14 protein-coding genes and 1 pseudogene are annotated in these 13,789 nt (G+C 66.8%); 9 read left to right on the top strand and 6 right to left on the bottom strand.

Going from position 1 to position 13,789, the window contains the following annotated elements:
- Positions 1-137 precede the first annotated feature (137 nt).
- Together PUN51_RS11555 and PUN51_RS11550 are read left to right on the top strand one after the other, a co-directional pair.
- Positions 138-710 (top strand): GlcG/HbpS family heme-binding protein, encoded by a 573-nt coding sequence (locus tag PUN51_RS11555; protein ID WP_275181000.1) that lies wholly within the window; start codon positions 138-140, stop codon positions 708-710.
- A 10-nt stretch (positions 711-720) separates the two neighbouring features.
- Entirely contained in the window at positions 721-1,404 is a 684-nt protein-coding gene (locus tag PUN51_RS11550; protein WP_275180999.1) for an ankyrin repeat domain-containing protein, read from the top strand.
- A 126-nt stretch (positions 1,405-1,530) separates the two neighbouring features.
- On the opposite strand, the gene PUN51_RS11545 is transcribed toward PUN51_RS11550, so the two are convergent.
- From PUN51_RS11545 to PUN51_RS11530, 4 genes are read right to left on the bottom strand one after another with little or no spacing between them, the layout of a single operon-like run.
- Positions 1,531-2,715, bottom strand: coding sequence for an acetyl-CoA acetyltransferase (locus PUN51_RS11545; RefSeq protein ID WP_275180998.1), 1,185 nt, complete (start codon positions 2,713-2,715; stop codon positions 1,531-1,533).
- Positions 2,712-3,383 carry a CoA transferase subunit B gene (locus PUN51_RS11540; protein ID WP_275180997.1) on the bottom strand — a complete coding sequence of 224 codons (672 nt, stop codon included), beginning with the start codon at positions 3,381-3,383 and terminating at the stop codon, positions 2,712-2,714. The genes PUN51_RS11545 and PUN51_RS11540 overlap by 4 nt, the downstream gene beginning before the upstream one ends.
- A gap of 37 nt (positions 3,384-3,420) precedes the next feature.
- Positions 3,421-4,860, bottom strand: coding sequence for a short-chain fatty acid transporter (locus PUN51_RS11535; protein ID WP_224024697.1), 1,440 nt, complete (start codon positions 4,858-4,860; stop codon positions 3,421-3,423).
- 53 nt (positions 4,861-4,913) lie between these two features.
- Entirely contained in the window at positions 4,914-5,630 is a 717-nt protein-coding gene (locus PUN51_RS11530) for a CoA transferase subunit A (protein WP_275180996.1), read from the bottom strand.
- A 161-nt stretch (positions 5,631-5,791) separates the two neighbouring features.
- Between PUN51_RS11530 and PUN51_RS11525 the strand changes: the two genes are divergently transcribed.
- Complete coding sequence (locus tag PUN51_RS11525; protein WP_275181029.1) at positions 5,792-6,589, top strand: IclR family transcriptional regulator; 798 nt, start codon at positions 5,792-5,794, stop codon at positions 6,587-6,589.
- 89 nt (positions 6,590-6,678) lie between these two features.
- On the opposite strand, the gene nadE is transcribed toward PUN51_RS11525, so the two are convergent.
- A complete protein-coding gene (gene nadE / locus PUN51_RS11520) occupies positions 6,679-7,533 on the bottom strand; it encodes an ammonia-dependent NAD(+) synthetase (RefSeq protein ID WP_159633581.1) in 855 nt (284 codons plus the stop codon).
- Between the two features lie 75 nt (positions 7,534-7,608).
- Between nadE and PUN51_RS11515 the strand changes: the two are divergent.
- The 5 genes and pseudogenes from PUN51_RS11515 to PUN51_RS11495 all read left to right on the top strand — a co-directional run.
- Positions 7,609-8,868: pseudogene (locus tag PUN51_RS11515) on the top strand (FAD-dependent oxidoreductase); the annotation flags it as partial.
- Positions 8,869-8,916: 48 nt separating this feature from the next.
- A complete protein-coding gene (gene pyrE / locus PUN51_RS11510) occupies positions 8,917-9,501 on the top strand; it encodes an orotate phosphoribosyltransferase (protein WP_200830744.1) in 585 nt (194 codons plus the stop codon).
- A 145-nt stretch (positions 9,502-9,646) separates the two neighbouring features.
- Positions 9,647-10,396 (top strand): GAF and ANTAR domain-containing protein, encoded by a 750-nt coding sequence (locus tag PUN51_RS11505; RefSeq protein ID WP_224024702.1) that lies wholly within the window; start codon positions 9,647-9,649, stop codon positions 10,394-10,396.
- Between the two features lie 81 nt (positions 10,397-10,477).
- Positions 10,478-11,098, top strand: coding sequence for a hypothetical protein (locus PUN51_RS11500; protein WP_159633572.1), 621 nt, complete (start codon positions 10,478-10,480; stop codon positions 11,096-11,098).
- A gap of 69 nt (positions 11,099-11,167) precedes the next feature.
- Positions 11,168-12,208: a thioesterase domain-containing protein gene (locus PUN51_RS11495; RefSeq protein ID WP_159633569.1), complete on the top strand. Its 1,041-nt coding sequence runs from the start codon at positions 11,168-11,170 to the stop codon at positions 12,206-12,208.
- On the opposite strand, the gene PUN51_RS11490 is transcribed toward PUN51_RS11495, so the two are convergent.
- A complete protein-coding gene (locus tag PUN51_RS11490; RefSeq protein ID WP_159633566.1) occupies positions 12,205-13,041 on the bottom strand; it encodes an HAD-IIA family hydrolase in 837 nt (278 codons plus the stop codon). The genes PUN51_RS11495 and PUN51_RS11490 overlap by 4 nt on opposite strands.
- Before the next feature lie 71 nt (positions 13,042-13,112).
- Here PUN51_RS11490 and PUN51_RS11485 point away from each other — a divergent pair, with 71 nt between their 5' ends.
- Positions 13,113-13,769: a TrmH family RNA methyltransferase gene (locus PUN51_RS11485; protein WP_275180995.1), complete on the top strand. Its 657-nt coding sequence runs from the start codon at positions 13,113-13,115 to the stop codon at positions 13,767-13,769.
- Positions 13,770-13,789 lie beyond the last annotated feature (20 nt).

The raw sequence follows: 13,789 nt of genomic DNA, 5'->3' as shown, positions 1-13,789 counted from the left end.
CCGTGCCTCAGCCTTTTGGCTGATACGGCTGGCCTTTCGTCGGAGCCGGGACCAGACGAAGGCCCGATGCCAGGTCCGGTGTTTCCCGAAAGCATGGATAGCGGCAACACGATCCCTCCCTGACCTAAGGAAACACCTTGAAGAAGTCCACCAAAGCCCTCGCCGCCGCCGCAGCCGGAGCCCTCATGATCACTGCCGGAGCAACGGCTGCCGCCAACGCCGGTACCGCGGGCACTACGGAAGCACCCGTCGTCGTACCTGCCGTTGATGTCCAGCCGGCTCCGGAAACGGTGGTGCAGCAAAACCGCATTGCCGCCGGCGCCTCGGCCCAGGCCGTCACGGCGGCGCTCGCGAAGTGCCAGGCCGACAAGATACCGTTCGTCACGGTGGCCCTCGTTGACCGCTTTGGTACTGTCCAGGCCTTGCTCCGGGGTGACAACGCCGCCGCCCACACCATCGAAGCGGCAAAGCAGAAGGCCTATACGGCAGCCGCGTTCGGTGCCCCCACCAGCGAGTTGGCCAGGCGCGTCAACGGCAACGGTCCCTCCATCGCGGATCTGCCGGGCACCCTGTTTCTCGCAGGCGGTGTTCCACTGAAGGTCAACGGTGTCTCCGTGGCCGGCATCGGCGTCGGCGGGGCCCCTGACGGCGCCCTGGATGAAGCCTGCGCGGCGGCAGGCGCGGAGGCCATCGCCGGCGCCGCGAAATAGGCTGGACGCGTTGAGGCCCGGCAGCACCGCAGCACTCATGACCGTGGCCGCGCTGGGGTTGCTCCTGGCCGCGTGCCAGGCCAGTCCCGGCCAGCCGCAGGGAGTGGATACCCCGCCGCCCGTTGCCTCGGTCAGCCCCGGTGCCGGGACGCCCGCGCCGCCCTCCTCTGCGTCCCCACCGGCGCTGACGCCCGCGGACCAGGCAAGGCTGGACCAGGACCTTATCGTGGCCGCCAAAGCCAACAACGCCGCGTTGATGGCCGAACTCATCGGCCGGGGTGGCAACGTCAACGCCAAGGACCCTATCCAGGATTCTGCGTTCCTGTTCGCCGGAGCTGAAGGGCTCAACGACGTCCTGCAGCTGACGCTGGCCTCCGGGGCAGACGTCACCAGCACCAACCGCTACGGGGGGACGGCGTTGATCCCGGCCAGCGAGCACGGACACGTGGAAACAGTGACGATCCTCATCAACGCCGGAGTGCCTGTCAACCATGTCAACAACCTTGGCTGGACCGCCATGCAGGAGGCCATCCTGCTCAACGACGGCGGCCCGCGCCAGCAGGAGGTGGTGCGGCTGCTGCTGGCGGCCGGCGCAGACCCCGGAATCCGCGACCCGGAAGGCCGGACGGCGCTGCAGAACGCTGAGCGGCTCGGCTTTTCAGGGATAGCCGCCGTGATACGCGGCCAGGGTTAGCCGGTCGGGGTGCCGGACCGCCGGGCTTGCCCACCTTTGCCGGTTAACGACGGCGGCGCGCCGCACTCTTGGTGCGACGCGCCGCCGTCGGGCTTTGAATCCGGGGAGATTCAGCGGGCTGTCAGCTCAGACCGCTTCCAGCACGCTCACATAGTTCGCGATGCCCACGCCGCCCATGTTCTGCACAGCCGCCCGCCGTGGCGCCGGGAGCTGCATGTCGCCCGCAGTACCGGTGAGCTGCATGGCGGCGATGACGTGCTGGGAAACGCCGGTGGCACCCACCGGGTGGCCCTTGGCCTTCAGGCCGCCGGAGACGTTGATGGGAAGCTTGCCGTCCTTGAAGACCCAGCCTTCGTTTACTGCCCTGGCCCCCTGGCCGGGTTCGGCCAGGCCGATGGCCTCGTACATGAGCAGCTCGGCGATGGTGAAGCAGTCATGCACCTCGGCGAAGTCCAGGTCCGCCAGGCCGACGCCCGCCATCGCCATGGCGCGCTGCCAGGAGGCACGGGTGGCGGCGAAGGCGGTGGGGTCCCGGCGCTCGGCGGGGAAAAAGTCGTTGGCCTGGCCGAAGCCTGCGAGCCGGACCGGGGCGGTGGCGCCGGCGGTGGGGGAGACGGACAGCACGACGGCGGCGGCACCATCGGAGACGGGCGAACAGTCGGTGCGGCGCAGCGGGTCCGCCACCATGGGGTTCTTGTCCGAGACGGTGCGGCAGAATTCCTCGCCAAGATCCTTCCGGAGCTGGGCATACGGGTTGTCCACACCGTTGCGGTGGTTCTTGGCCGCGATGCTGCCCAGTACGTCGGAAACAGGTCCGTACCGCTTTTCGTAGTGCTTCGCGACCTCGGCGAAAAGTCCGGTGAAGCCGGTGGTGGAGGGCTTGCCGGCCATGTCATAGTCAGCGCCGAGCAGGGCAGCGCCCACCACGTCTGCACCGGCGTGGGTCATCTTCTCGGCACCGATCACCAGGACGGTTTTCGCGGTGCCGGCCAGCAGCGACTTGGTGCCCTGCTGGAAGGCGGCCGACCCCGAGGCGCAGGCGTTCTCCACCCGGGTGGAGGGCACGTTGGCCAGGGCCGGGGAGACCTGCAGGGCCAGCGAGGACGGGAACGCCAGCGGCATCATGCCGGAGTTGAACTGGCCCACGTAGATCTCGTCGATCTGCCCGGGGTCGATTCCGGCTGTGCCGATCGCTTCGGTGGCCACCTGGACGATCAGGGACTCGAGGGTCTCCTCCGTCAGCTTGCCGAACCGGCTGTGTCCCCAGCCGGTGAGCAGGACATCCTTGCCGAACTGTTCCTTCAGGCTCATGCCGCCACTTCCTCATTCTCGAGCCGGACCTCAAAGCCGGCTTCGGTCTTTTCCCGGATCTCGTCCACGGTGACCCCCGGAGCCAGCCGGATCAGGGTGAGCTGCCGGCCGCCGTCGTCCGCCTTGTGCAGATCGAAGACGGCGAGGTCGCTGATGATCCGGTCCACGCAGCTGAGCCCGGTCAGCGGCAGCGTGCACTCGCGCACAATCTTTGCGCTGCCGTCCTTGGCGTTGTGCTCGGTGAGGACCACGACGCGCGGGGTCCCGGCCACCAGGTCCATGGCGCCGCCCATGCCTTTAACCATCTTTCCCGGGATGGTCCAGTTGGCCAGGTCGCCGTTGCCGGAGACCTGCATGGCGCCCAGGATGGCCACCTTGACGTGTCCGCCGCGGATCATGCCGAACGAGGTGGCGGAATCGAAGATGCTGCCGCCGGGCAGGACCGTGACGGTCTGCTTGCCGGCGTTGATCAGGTCCGCGTCCTCCTCGCCCTCGTAGGGGAAGGGGCCCATGCCCAGCAGGCCGTTCTCGCTCTGCAGGACCACCCGCACGCCGTCGGGCAGGTTGTTGGCCACCAGCGTGGGGATGCCGATCCCCAGGTTCACGTAGTCGCCGTCGTTCAGTTCCTCGGCCGCGATGGCAGCCATTTCATCCCTGGTCCATCCCATGGGGTTTCTCCTTGGTCTTGTAGCTGTTCCCGTTGACTTAGTTGGGTATTACCGGCGGCACGAACTCGAACGTCATGCCCAGCAGCCACGCGAGCAGCAGCACCACCGGCAGGTGGAACAGGAACTGCTGGAACGTGAAGCCCACCAGGTCCCGGGCCCGCAGGCCCAGCACCGCGAGCAGCGGGAGCATGAAGAACGGGTTGACGAGGTTGGGCAGGGCCTCGGCCATGTTGTAGATCTGCACGGTCCAGCCAAGGTTCATGTTCACGTCCGTGGCGGACTGCATGACGTAGGGCGCCTCCACCAGCCACTTTCCGCCGCCGGACGGGACGAACATGCCCAGGATGGCCGTATAGATGGCGATGATGACGGCGAATGCCCCGTTGCCGCCGATGCTGGTGAAGAAGTGTGCCAGGTGTTCGGACACCGACAGGCCACCGGCCCCCTGGGCCTTGGTGAGGATGGCGGCCATCGCTGCATACAGCGGAAACTGCACCAGGATTCCTGCCGTGGCGGGTACGGCCTTGGTGACCGACTGCAGGAATTTGCGTGGGGTGCCGTGCAGCACCAGCCCCAGCATCAGGAAGACCAGTAGGTATCCGTTGAGTGAACTGACCACGCTGAGGATGGGCAGGGTCAGCAGCTGGGACACCAGCCAGCCCAAGGTCAGCACGCCGGCCAGGATGGGCAGGACCCTGCTGTATTCCAGCCATTCGCCGGGCCGGGACTTTTCGGCCGGCGGTTCGGGCTGGTCATCAAGGTCGACGCCGAGATCGGCCGCCGTCTTCACGCCGGCTCCCGTCGGGGCCGAGAAGTGCGCGATGACCGTGGTCAGCAGCATCAGGATGGCCAGGGTCAGCAGGGACTGCCAGGTGAAAATGGTGGTCCCGAAATCCAGGACGCCGGTGATCTTCAGCAGCGCCGGCGGAATGGAGGCCTTGGTTGCCTGTAGCTGGGCGGCGGAGGAGGACATGCCCAGGGCCCAGACGGCACCCAGCCCCATGAAGGCCGCGGCGCCCAGTGCCCGGTAGTCCACGTGCAGGTCCTTGCGCCGGGCCACGGCCCGCGCCAGGAGGCCGCCGAAGATCAGGCTCAGGCCCCAGTTCACGAACGAGACGGACATGGACAGGACCGCCACGAAGCTGACGGCGGAGCGGGCGGAGCCGGGAACCTGGGCCAGCCGCTCAATCAGCCTGGCCACGGGCGGCGAGGTTGCCACGACGTAGCCGGTCAGTACCACCATGGCCATCTGCAGAGTGAAGGCCGTGAGGTCCCAGAACCCGTTGCCGAACGAATCGACCACAGCCTTGGGTGAGGCGCCGATGGCCAGGGCCGCGATGGCCACCAGCAGCACGCCCGCCAGGGCAAAGATATAGGCGTCCGGGAACCACTTCTGCGTCCACCCGGCCAGCGTTTCAGCCATCCGGGCCAAACCCTTCTGGCGGACGTCCTGGTGGGTGGTCTGCGTGCTGGTCATGAGGGTGTTTCTCTCCATTGAGTGCTGTGTTTCAGGGGCTGGCGTGGGTTCGGTCAGGCCGGGACAAGGCCGGTGCGCTGCCGGACCGTGCGCTGCTCGATGTCCTTGACCCGGTCCGTGGCCTGCACCAGCCGCTGGACAAAGACGCCCGGGGTGGCGATGTGGTTCGGGTCCAGGACGCCGGGCTCCACGATCACTTCCGCCTCGGCAACGGTCAGGATCCCGGCGGTGGCCACCACCGGGTTGAAGTTGCGGGCCGTGTAGCGGTAGACGAGGTTGCCATCCGTGTCCGCGGTGTGGGCGTGGACCAGTGCGACGTCGGCGCGGATGGCCCGCTCCTGGACGTACGTTTCACCATCGAAGACCTCGTGCGGCTTGCCTTCGGCCACCAGGGTGCCCACCCCGGTCTTGGTGTAGAAAGCCGGGATTCCGGCGCCGCCGGCGCGGAGGCGCTCAGCCAGGGTGCCCTGCGGGGTGAACTCCACTTCCAGCTTGCCGGCGAGGTACTGCTCGGCGAACAGCTTGTTTTCGCCCACGTAGGAGGCGATTACCTTGCGGACCTGGCCCGCCTCGATGAGGATGCCCAGCCCCTTGCCGTCCACACCCATGTTGTTGGAGACCACAGTGAGGTCCCGCACGCCGGAATCCCGGACGGCTTCGATGAGGTCGGCCGGGATGCCGCTCAAGCCGAACCCGCCGACGGCGAGGGTGATGCCGTCCTGCAGGGACCCTTCCAGGGCCGTGGCGGCAGAAGCCTGGAGTTTCTTCATGAGGTCTCCTCGTTGAGCGCGGTAGTCCACTTAGTGGACGCTTTGGATCTGAGTTTGGAGACTACGGGCGCCCGGCAGAACGTGTCAAGAATCACTCGTTTGTGCCTTACAGTATGGACAGTAGGGTGAAAAGCATCCATATTGTGGACAAAGGGGAAGTGATGGCATCGACGCCGGTGCAGGGTGCCCAGGTGGTGGCGCGGATCGCGGAACTGCTGCGGCTGGTGGGCCGCGGCTCGGAGGGGATGCCCCTCGCGGCCCTGGTCCGGGAATCAGGCCTCACGCGCCCAACGGCCCACAGGCTCCTGACATCGCTCGCCGCGGAGGGCTTGCTGGACCATGATCCCGTCACGGGCAATTGGGTCCTGGGTCCGGAAATCCTCCTGATGGGATCGGTGGCCTCGGCACGGTTTCCCATGGAGGACATCGCCCGGCCCAGCCTGCGCCGGCTGGCCCAGGCCACGGGGGAGAGCGCCTTCTTCTCCATCCGCCGGGGCAATGAGACGGTGTGCCTCCTGCGGGAGGAGGGCAGCTTCCCTGTCCGGTCTTTTGTCCTGCATGAGGGCGTCCGCTTCCCGCTGGGCGTCGCGTCAGCCGGGACAGCCATCCTGGCCTTCCTGCCAACGAATGAGCAGGAAGAGTTGCTGGGCCGGTGGCCGGAGCATGGGGGGGCCTTCGCGGTGAACCACACGGCTGACCTGGTCCGGAAGAACCTTGCCCGCACCAGGCTGGCCGGCTACTCGGTGAACCCGGGGCTGGTCCTGGAGGGAAGCTGGGGGATGGGCGCGGCGGTGTTCGACCGTTCAGGACGGCCGGCCTGGGCGTTGTCACTGACCGGCATTGAACCGCGGTTCAAGGCCGAACGGCAGGAGGAGCTGGGTGGCCTGCTGATGGCGGAGGCCCACAGGATTACGCAGCAGCTGGGCGGAAGCGCCGACGGCGGGCGCCGGGCCCGCTGAGCCGCCACGGCTGTGCCGGGATACGACGACGGCGGGTCCACCTGTCCGGTGACCCCGCCGTCGTACCCCAAAAGGTGGGGAATTCCTGCCTACAGCCCGGCGCGGGGCTCCACGGGCCCTTCGCCCTTCCACCACGTGTCAAAGATGGTCACCGGCACGGTGCGCTTGTGGCGGGTCCGGAGATACTTCTGCTCGATGGATTCGGCCACCGCGTCCGGGACCTCGCGGCCTTCGAGGTAGTCGTCGATCTGGTCGTAGCTGATGCCCAGTTCGTCCTCGTCGGTGCGGCCCGGCCGGTCGTCGAGCAGGTCCGCCGTGGGCACCTTTTCCCACACGCGCGCCGGTGCACCCAGTTCCGCCAGGAGGGCCCGGTTCTGCCGCTTGTTGAGGCCGAACAGGGGAAGGATGTCAGCCCCGCCGTCGCCGTACTTGGTGAAGAAGCCCGTGACGGACTCCGCGCCGTGGTCGGTGCCGAGCACCAGGTAGTTGAACTCGCCGGCCAGCGCATACTGGGCGATCATCCGGGTGCGGGCCTTGGTGTTTCCCTTGTGGAAGTCGGAGATCTCCGAGCCCACGGTCTTCTCGAACTCGTCCTCGAAGCCATCCACCGCCGCCGAGATGTTGAACGTCCATTCGGTCTTGGCCTTGATGAAGTCCAGCGCCGCCTGGGCGTCTTCCTCATCGTGCTGCACGCCGTAGGGCAGGCGGACTGCAACGAAGTTGGCCTCTACGCCCTCGGCCTCAAGCTCATCAACCGCCAGCTGGGCCAGTCTTCCGGCGAGCGAGGAATCAAGTCCGCCGGAGATGCCCAGGACAAAGCCTTTGGTGTGGGTGGCCTTCAAGTATTCCTTGAGGAATGTGACGCGTTTGCGCACCTCCCCTGCGGGATCGATCCGGGGCTGAACGCCCATTTCTTCAATGATCTTGGCCTGGAGTTCGCGCATGGTGTCCAGCCTAGCCAGCGCTGTCAACAACCCTCAACTGTTCCGGGCAGGCCCTGGGCGGCGTAGCTTAGGTGCATGGAGCGGACGGGATGCGCCGTGGTGGGCGGGGGCCCGGCAGGAATGATGCTGGGGCTGCTGCTGGCACGGGCCGGAGTGCATGTGGCAGTCCTGGAAAAGCACCGTGATTTCCTGCGGGATTTCCGTGGCGACACCGTGCATGCGTCCACCATCCGGCTGATCGACGAACTGGGCCTGGGCGCCGGATTCCGGGCCCTCCCGCAGAGCAGGCTGAGCAACGTCGCTGTCCCGGTCCCCGGCAGCGGGCTGGTCACGCTGGCGGCTTTTGACTCCCTGAAGCCCCCGTACAACTACGTGGCCATGATGCCCCAGTGGGACTTCCTGGATTTCCTCGCCTCGGCCGCCGCCGCGGAACCGACGTTCACCCTGCTCATGGAAACGGAAGCCACCGGCCTGGAGTTCGACAGCGGACGCGTCACCGGAGTGCGCTTCCGGTCCACCGCCGGCGGCGCGGAGGGCCCGGAACAGGTGCTGCACGCCGACGTCGTAGTGGCCGCGGACGGCAGGCATTCAGTGCTGCGACAGGCGGCCGGGATGCGGGCAAAGGAGTACCCGGTGCCCTTTGACACCTGGTGGTTCAAAATCCCGCGCCGCGCCGCCGAGCGCGGCGAAGTCGCCGGGGTGGTCCCCGCCCTGGGGGACCGCGATGCCCTGATCGCCCTCAACCGCACCGACTACTACCAGATGGGATACCTGGCCCCCAAGGGCTCGGATGCCAAAATCCGGGAAGACGGCGTGGAACACTTCCGCCAGCGGGTGGCAGCGCTGCGCCCCGACCTCGCCGACCGCGTTGATTCCATCCGCAGCCTGGCGGACCTGCACTGGCTGGACGTCAGGCTGAACCGGCTGCGGCGCTGGTACGTCGACGGTTTTCTCTGCATTGGGGACGCCGCGCACGCGATGTCCCCCGCGGGCGGGGTGGGCATCAACCTGGCCATCCAGGACGCGGTGGCAGCCGCGGAACGCCTGGCCCCTGATTTGCGCCAAGGGCGCGTGCGGACCAGGACCCTTGCTTCGATCCAGCGCCGCCGCCGCATGCCCACGGTGCTGGTCCAGGCGGTGCAGCGGGTCATGCACCGGGTGGTGTTCGTTCCGCTCTTCGCGGGCACACTGTCCGGCGACATGCTGGCCCGGGTGGGTGACCGGAGGCCGTTCTCCATCCAGCGCCTGCTTTTCTTCATCCTCCGCCACAACCCCGTGGTCAAGCGTGTCCTGCCCCGGGTCATTGCGATCGGGCCGCGCCCCGAGCACGCGCCCGGCTTCGCCCGCCCGCTCACCGTCCCGCCACCCACTAAACTTGGGGCCATGACTTCGCCCACTGACACTGCGGTAGACACCGCGGCTGCCCGCGCCCGACTGCTCGAACTGATCAAGGAACTTGCCGTGGTCCGCGGCAAGGTGATCCTCTCCAGCGGAGCCGAGGCCGATTACTACATCGACCTGCGCCGCATCACCCTGCACCATGAGGCGTCAAAGCTGGTGGGCCAGGTAATGCTGGCACTGGCGGACGACGCCGGCATCGACTTCGAGTGCGCCGGCGGGCTCACCATGGGTGCCGACCCCGTCGGCACTGCAGTGATGCACGCTGCCGCTGACGCCGGCCGGACAGTTGACGCGTTCGTGGTCCGGAAGGCCCAGAAGTCCTACGGCATGGGCCGCCAGGTGGAAGGGCCGTCCGTTGAGGGCCGCAAGGTGCTGGTCCTGGAAGACACGTCCACCACAGGCGGCTCCGCGCTGACCGCAGTGGAAGGCGTCCGGAAAGCCGGCGGCAACGTCGTGGCAGTGGCCGTGATCGTGGACCGCGATACCGGCGCCAAGGAAAAGATCGAAGCCGAAACCGGCGTTCCCTACCTGTTCGCATTCGGCAAGGACGAGCTGGGCCTGGACTAGTCCCGTGACGGGGCCGGCCCCGGCGGCCGGCTCCGGGACACCTGGGGGACCGGTGTTGGCCCGCCGCTGGTGGCTGATTTATTATTTGCGTTAACACCTTTCAGTTGCTTGGAGATCCTGTATTTTGCTCCCCCCACAACAGCCTTTGAGCGCGACGGACCAAGTCCAGAACCTCATCCTGGAAAGCGCCGATTTCGAGGACTTCCTCAACGAGTTGGCACGCTTCTCCGCGCACCAGATGGCAGGCGACGGCGACGACGCCCTGTGCGGCATCACGCTGCTCCGCGACCGCAAGGCAGCCACCATCGGCTGGAGCAGCGAAGCGGCGCGGGAAGTGGATGAAATCCAGTATTCCCTCGCCCAGGGTCCGTGCTTGTCCGCGGCACAGGAAGAGCGCGAAGTCTACGTACCGGACCTCTTGCAGGAGGACCGGTGGGGGCCGGACTATGCGGCTGCCGTTGCCTCCCACGGGTTGCGTTCGGTGCTGTCGCTGCCGTTCAACCTGCAGGGGGAGGCCAAGGCCGCGCTGAACCTTTACTCCGACGCCCCGCGCAAGTTTGACGGCCGGGCGGCGGACAGGGCGCGGGACTTCACCCGGGAAATTTCCGAAGCACTCCGGCTGGCTGTCCGGTTCTCGCTGCACGCAGACAGTGCGACGAACCTGCGGGCCACGCTGGAGTCGAGGACCATCATCGATATCGCCATCGGCATCGTCATGGCGCAGAACCGGTGCAGCCAGGAAGCGGCCGTCGAAATCCTCACCGAGGCGTCCAGCAACAGCAACACCAAACTCCGGGACATCGCCAAGTCGCTGGTGGATTCGGTGGGCGGCACCGCCGGAGCGCGTACCCACTACCAGGAACCGGGCAAAGTCGGCCAGGGTCGGCGGGCCTGAAGGCAGGTTGTGCGGAGGCCCGGTGAGGGTTACGCTAGCGGAGGTTGAGCCGTCGGCCATAGAACCTCTTTTGGAGTACCTATGGACCGCGCGCTAGACGCACTCGTTAACCTTGATGTCCCCGCGGACATCGTCCGGATTGAAGTCCGGGGAGCCCTTCACCACGATTCCCGTGCTGAACTGGTCCACATCATCCGCCGCGTCCGGAGGATGGGCATCCGCTGCCGTATCTGCGTCGATCTCTCGCAGGCTGAACTTGTCGAATCATCCGCGCTGGCAGGTCTCCGCGGCGACCTCAACGCCATGGACACCACGTCCCTGCCGGGCGTCCCCTCCGCCGGGGTGTCCCTTCAGCTCACCCCCGCGGCGCACGACTGGGCACAATGGGACGCCTCCAGCCTCCGCCCGCTCCTGGTGGATGATGACATCAGGGAGCTTTTCCCCGGCGGTGAGTTCGCAGGTGAGTACCCGCAGTTGCCGGTGATGTGGATCGAAGGGCTGTATGGCCGTCCGCTGACGGAATACACGGAGCAGGAACTGCTGCACGCCAGCGACTCCGCTTTTGCCCTGCTGGATAACCCGGACGCCCCCGACGGCGCTGACCTGCTGGGCCGCTACAACGACATTGGCCTGGAGATCCTTCGCCGCCAGCAGGAACCGCAGGCGCCCTTCCCGGCCACGGAGGGGCAGGCCGCCAGCTGACGCTCAGCGTCACCGAACGTTAACATCCGCGGTTGCCGTGGTGACTTTCCCGGGGCTTACGGTAGGAGTGTGCCGTATGAGGGGGAAGTTAATCCACAGAGCCGGCGAGGGGTCTCCGATGCCCGGCTGCTGGCGGAAGCGGCTGCCCTCAAACGCTTTTCGCGGCGTACGTTCCTGGCCGGGGCCGGCGCCTCCGGGCTGCTGGCGGCGGACATGCTGATGACCCGGGAAGTGCAGTCGCAGCGCCGGACTACCAGGATCCTGACCATTGCGGACGACTTCGCCGATGCCTACTACCCGGACGCAAGCTGGTTCCTGTTCCCCGGGTACAAGACCAGCTGGGAAGAAGCGCAGTGGATCCTGAACACGCTCAGGGGCGCACTGAACAAGCGCGCCCGGCTCGCCGCCGTCGGATATTCCAACCTGGGGCTCAATATCACTGAGGTGGTCAACGCGATCACCGACTACATCACTGCCGAGAAGATCACCAAGCTCTTCTTTTACGGGCACAGCTTCGGCGGCATGCTCGCCACCCAGGTGGCGGCCCGGCTCCTGGCCCTGCAGGGCGTCCAGGTGCAGTTCATCCTCCTGGACTCCAGCCCCTACAGCGCCCACGACGTCCTGGACCAAAGCTGGTTCGACGGCGTGGTGTTCCTCTACGAGAGCGGCGTCAGGTTCCCCTCCACCCTGCGCGGCGGGTATGAACTGGGGGAGCGGATCATCCACAAGGACGAACGGAGCTGGCGCCAGATCCTGAACCAGACGCTGGAGCAGCTCTCACCCATTGCCCCGTCCAACGTCCTGGTCCAAACGGAGTCCGCCTACATCTACCACTTCGAGGGAAGCCAGTTCGCCGGCCACCTCGGAACAGCCAAGATGGCCTATATCGGCAACCCCAAAGACGGCACTGTTGACTATGAGACCGCGGCCGAAACCTGGGCGGTGGTGTTCAAGGACAACATGGTCTCCAGCAACCTGCAGACCACGGGTGCGGCGCCCGCCCACGCCAGCCCCGGCTGGAACCCGCAGATCTACCGGCCCCTGGTCACGGAACTGCTGGACGAGTACTTCCCGCTGCCCCGGGGCGGCTCCCGGGTCAGCATCTTCTAGATCTGGTTCTTCAGGTCCGCCACGGAATTCAGCACCTGGTTGGGCCGGAAGGGGTACGCGGCGATGTCGTCCTTGTGCGTGATGCCGCTGAGGACCAGGACGGTGTGCAGGCCGGCCTCCATGCCGGCGATGATGTCCGTGTCCATCCGGTCACCGATCATGGCGGTGGTCTCGGAGTGTGCATCGATCTGGTTCATGGCCGACCGGAACATCATGGGGTTCGGCTTGCCCACAATGTACGGTTCGCGGCCGGTGGCCTTGGTGATCAGGGCCGCGATGGCACCCGTGGCCGGCATGGGGCCGTCCTTGGAGGGGCCGGTGGCATCCGGGTTGGTGGCGATGAACCGCGCACCGGCCAGGATCAGGCGGATGGCCGTGGTGATTGCCTCAAAAGAGTACGTGCGCGTCTCGCCGAGGACCACGAAGTCCGGGCTCTGGTCGGTGAGGATGAAGCCAGCCTCGTGCAGCGCCGTCGTCAGCCCTGCTTCGCCGATGGTGTAGGCGCGGTTGCCCGATTCCGACCCGCCGGCAGACACCTGGTCCTTCAGGAACTGGGCGGTGGCCAGGGCGGAGGTCCAAATGTTCTCCTCGGGGATCTCCAGCCCGGAAGCGCGCAGGCGTGCGGCGAGGTCGCGGGGCGTGAAGATGGAGTTGTTGGTCAGCACGAGGAAGCGCTTTGAGGTGTCCACCCAGCGCTGGATCAGCTCAGCCGCCCCGGGGATGGGCTGGTTTTCATGGACCAGGACGCCGTCCATGTCCGTCAGCCAGCACTCAATCTCCTGGCCGCTCCGGTATACCGCCGGGTTGCCTGCTACCTGGTCCTCGTCTGCCATGCCCTGCCTCCGCCTGTGATGATTGCCCGAAGAGTCCAGTCTAGTGTTGAAGGGTGAACCAAACGCCCGGCATGACAGACGAACCCGACCACCAGCCCGGGGAGGCCGGACCCGCAAAGGCGGAGGTCGGCCTCGGGCCCTGGGAAGGGGAACTGCCGGAAGGCGACCACTGGGACCCTGACCTGCTGGCGGACGGCGACCGGCGCAACGTCCTGGACAAATACCGCTACTGGAAGCACGAGGCGATCGTCGCGGAGCTGGACTCCCGGCGGCACAACTTCCACGTGGCCATTGAAAACTGGCAGCACGACCTGAACATCGGCACCGTGGTGCGCACCGCCAACGCCTTCCTCGCCAAGGAAGTACACATCATCGGCCGACGGCGGTGGAACCGGCGCGGCGCCATGGTCACCGACCGCTACCAGCACGTCCGCCACCACCCCACCGTGGAGGACTTCGTCCAGTGGGCGCAGGGGGAGGGGCTGGCGATCATCGGGATCGACATCTTCCCGGACTCGGTGCCCCTGGAGACGTATGAACTGCCGCGCGACTGCGTGCTGGTATTCGGGCAGGAGGGCCCGGGCCTGACTCCGGAAGTGCACCAGGCGGCCGCCGCCACCCTGTCCATCGAGCAGTTCGGCTCCACCCGGTCCATCAACGCCGCCTCCGCCGCGGCTATTGCCATGCACGCCTGGATCCGGCGGCACGTCTTCAACCAGCACGTGTGAGTATTACCGACCGGTGACCC

This window comes from Arthrobacter sp. NQ4 (genome assembly GCF_029077345.1).
GTDB lineage: Bacteria > Actinomycetota > Actinomycetes > Actinomycetales > Micrococcaceae > Arthrobacter.
This window is presented reverse-complemented; position numbering and strand designations above follow the sequence as displayed.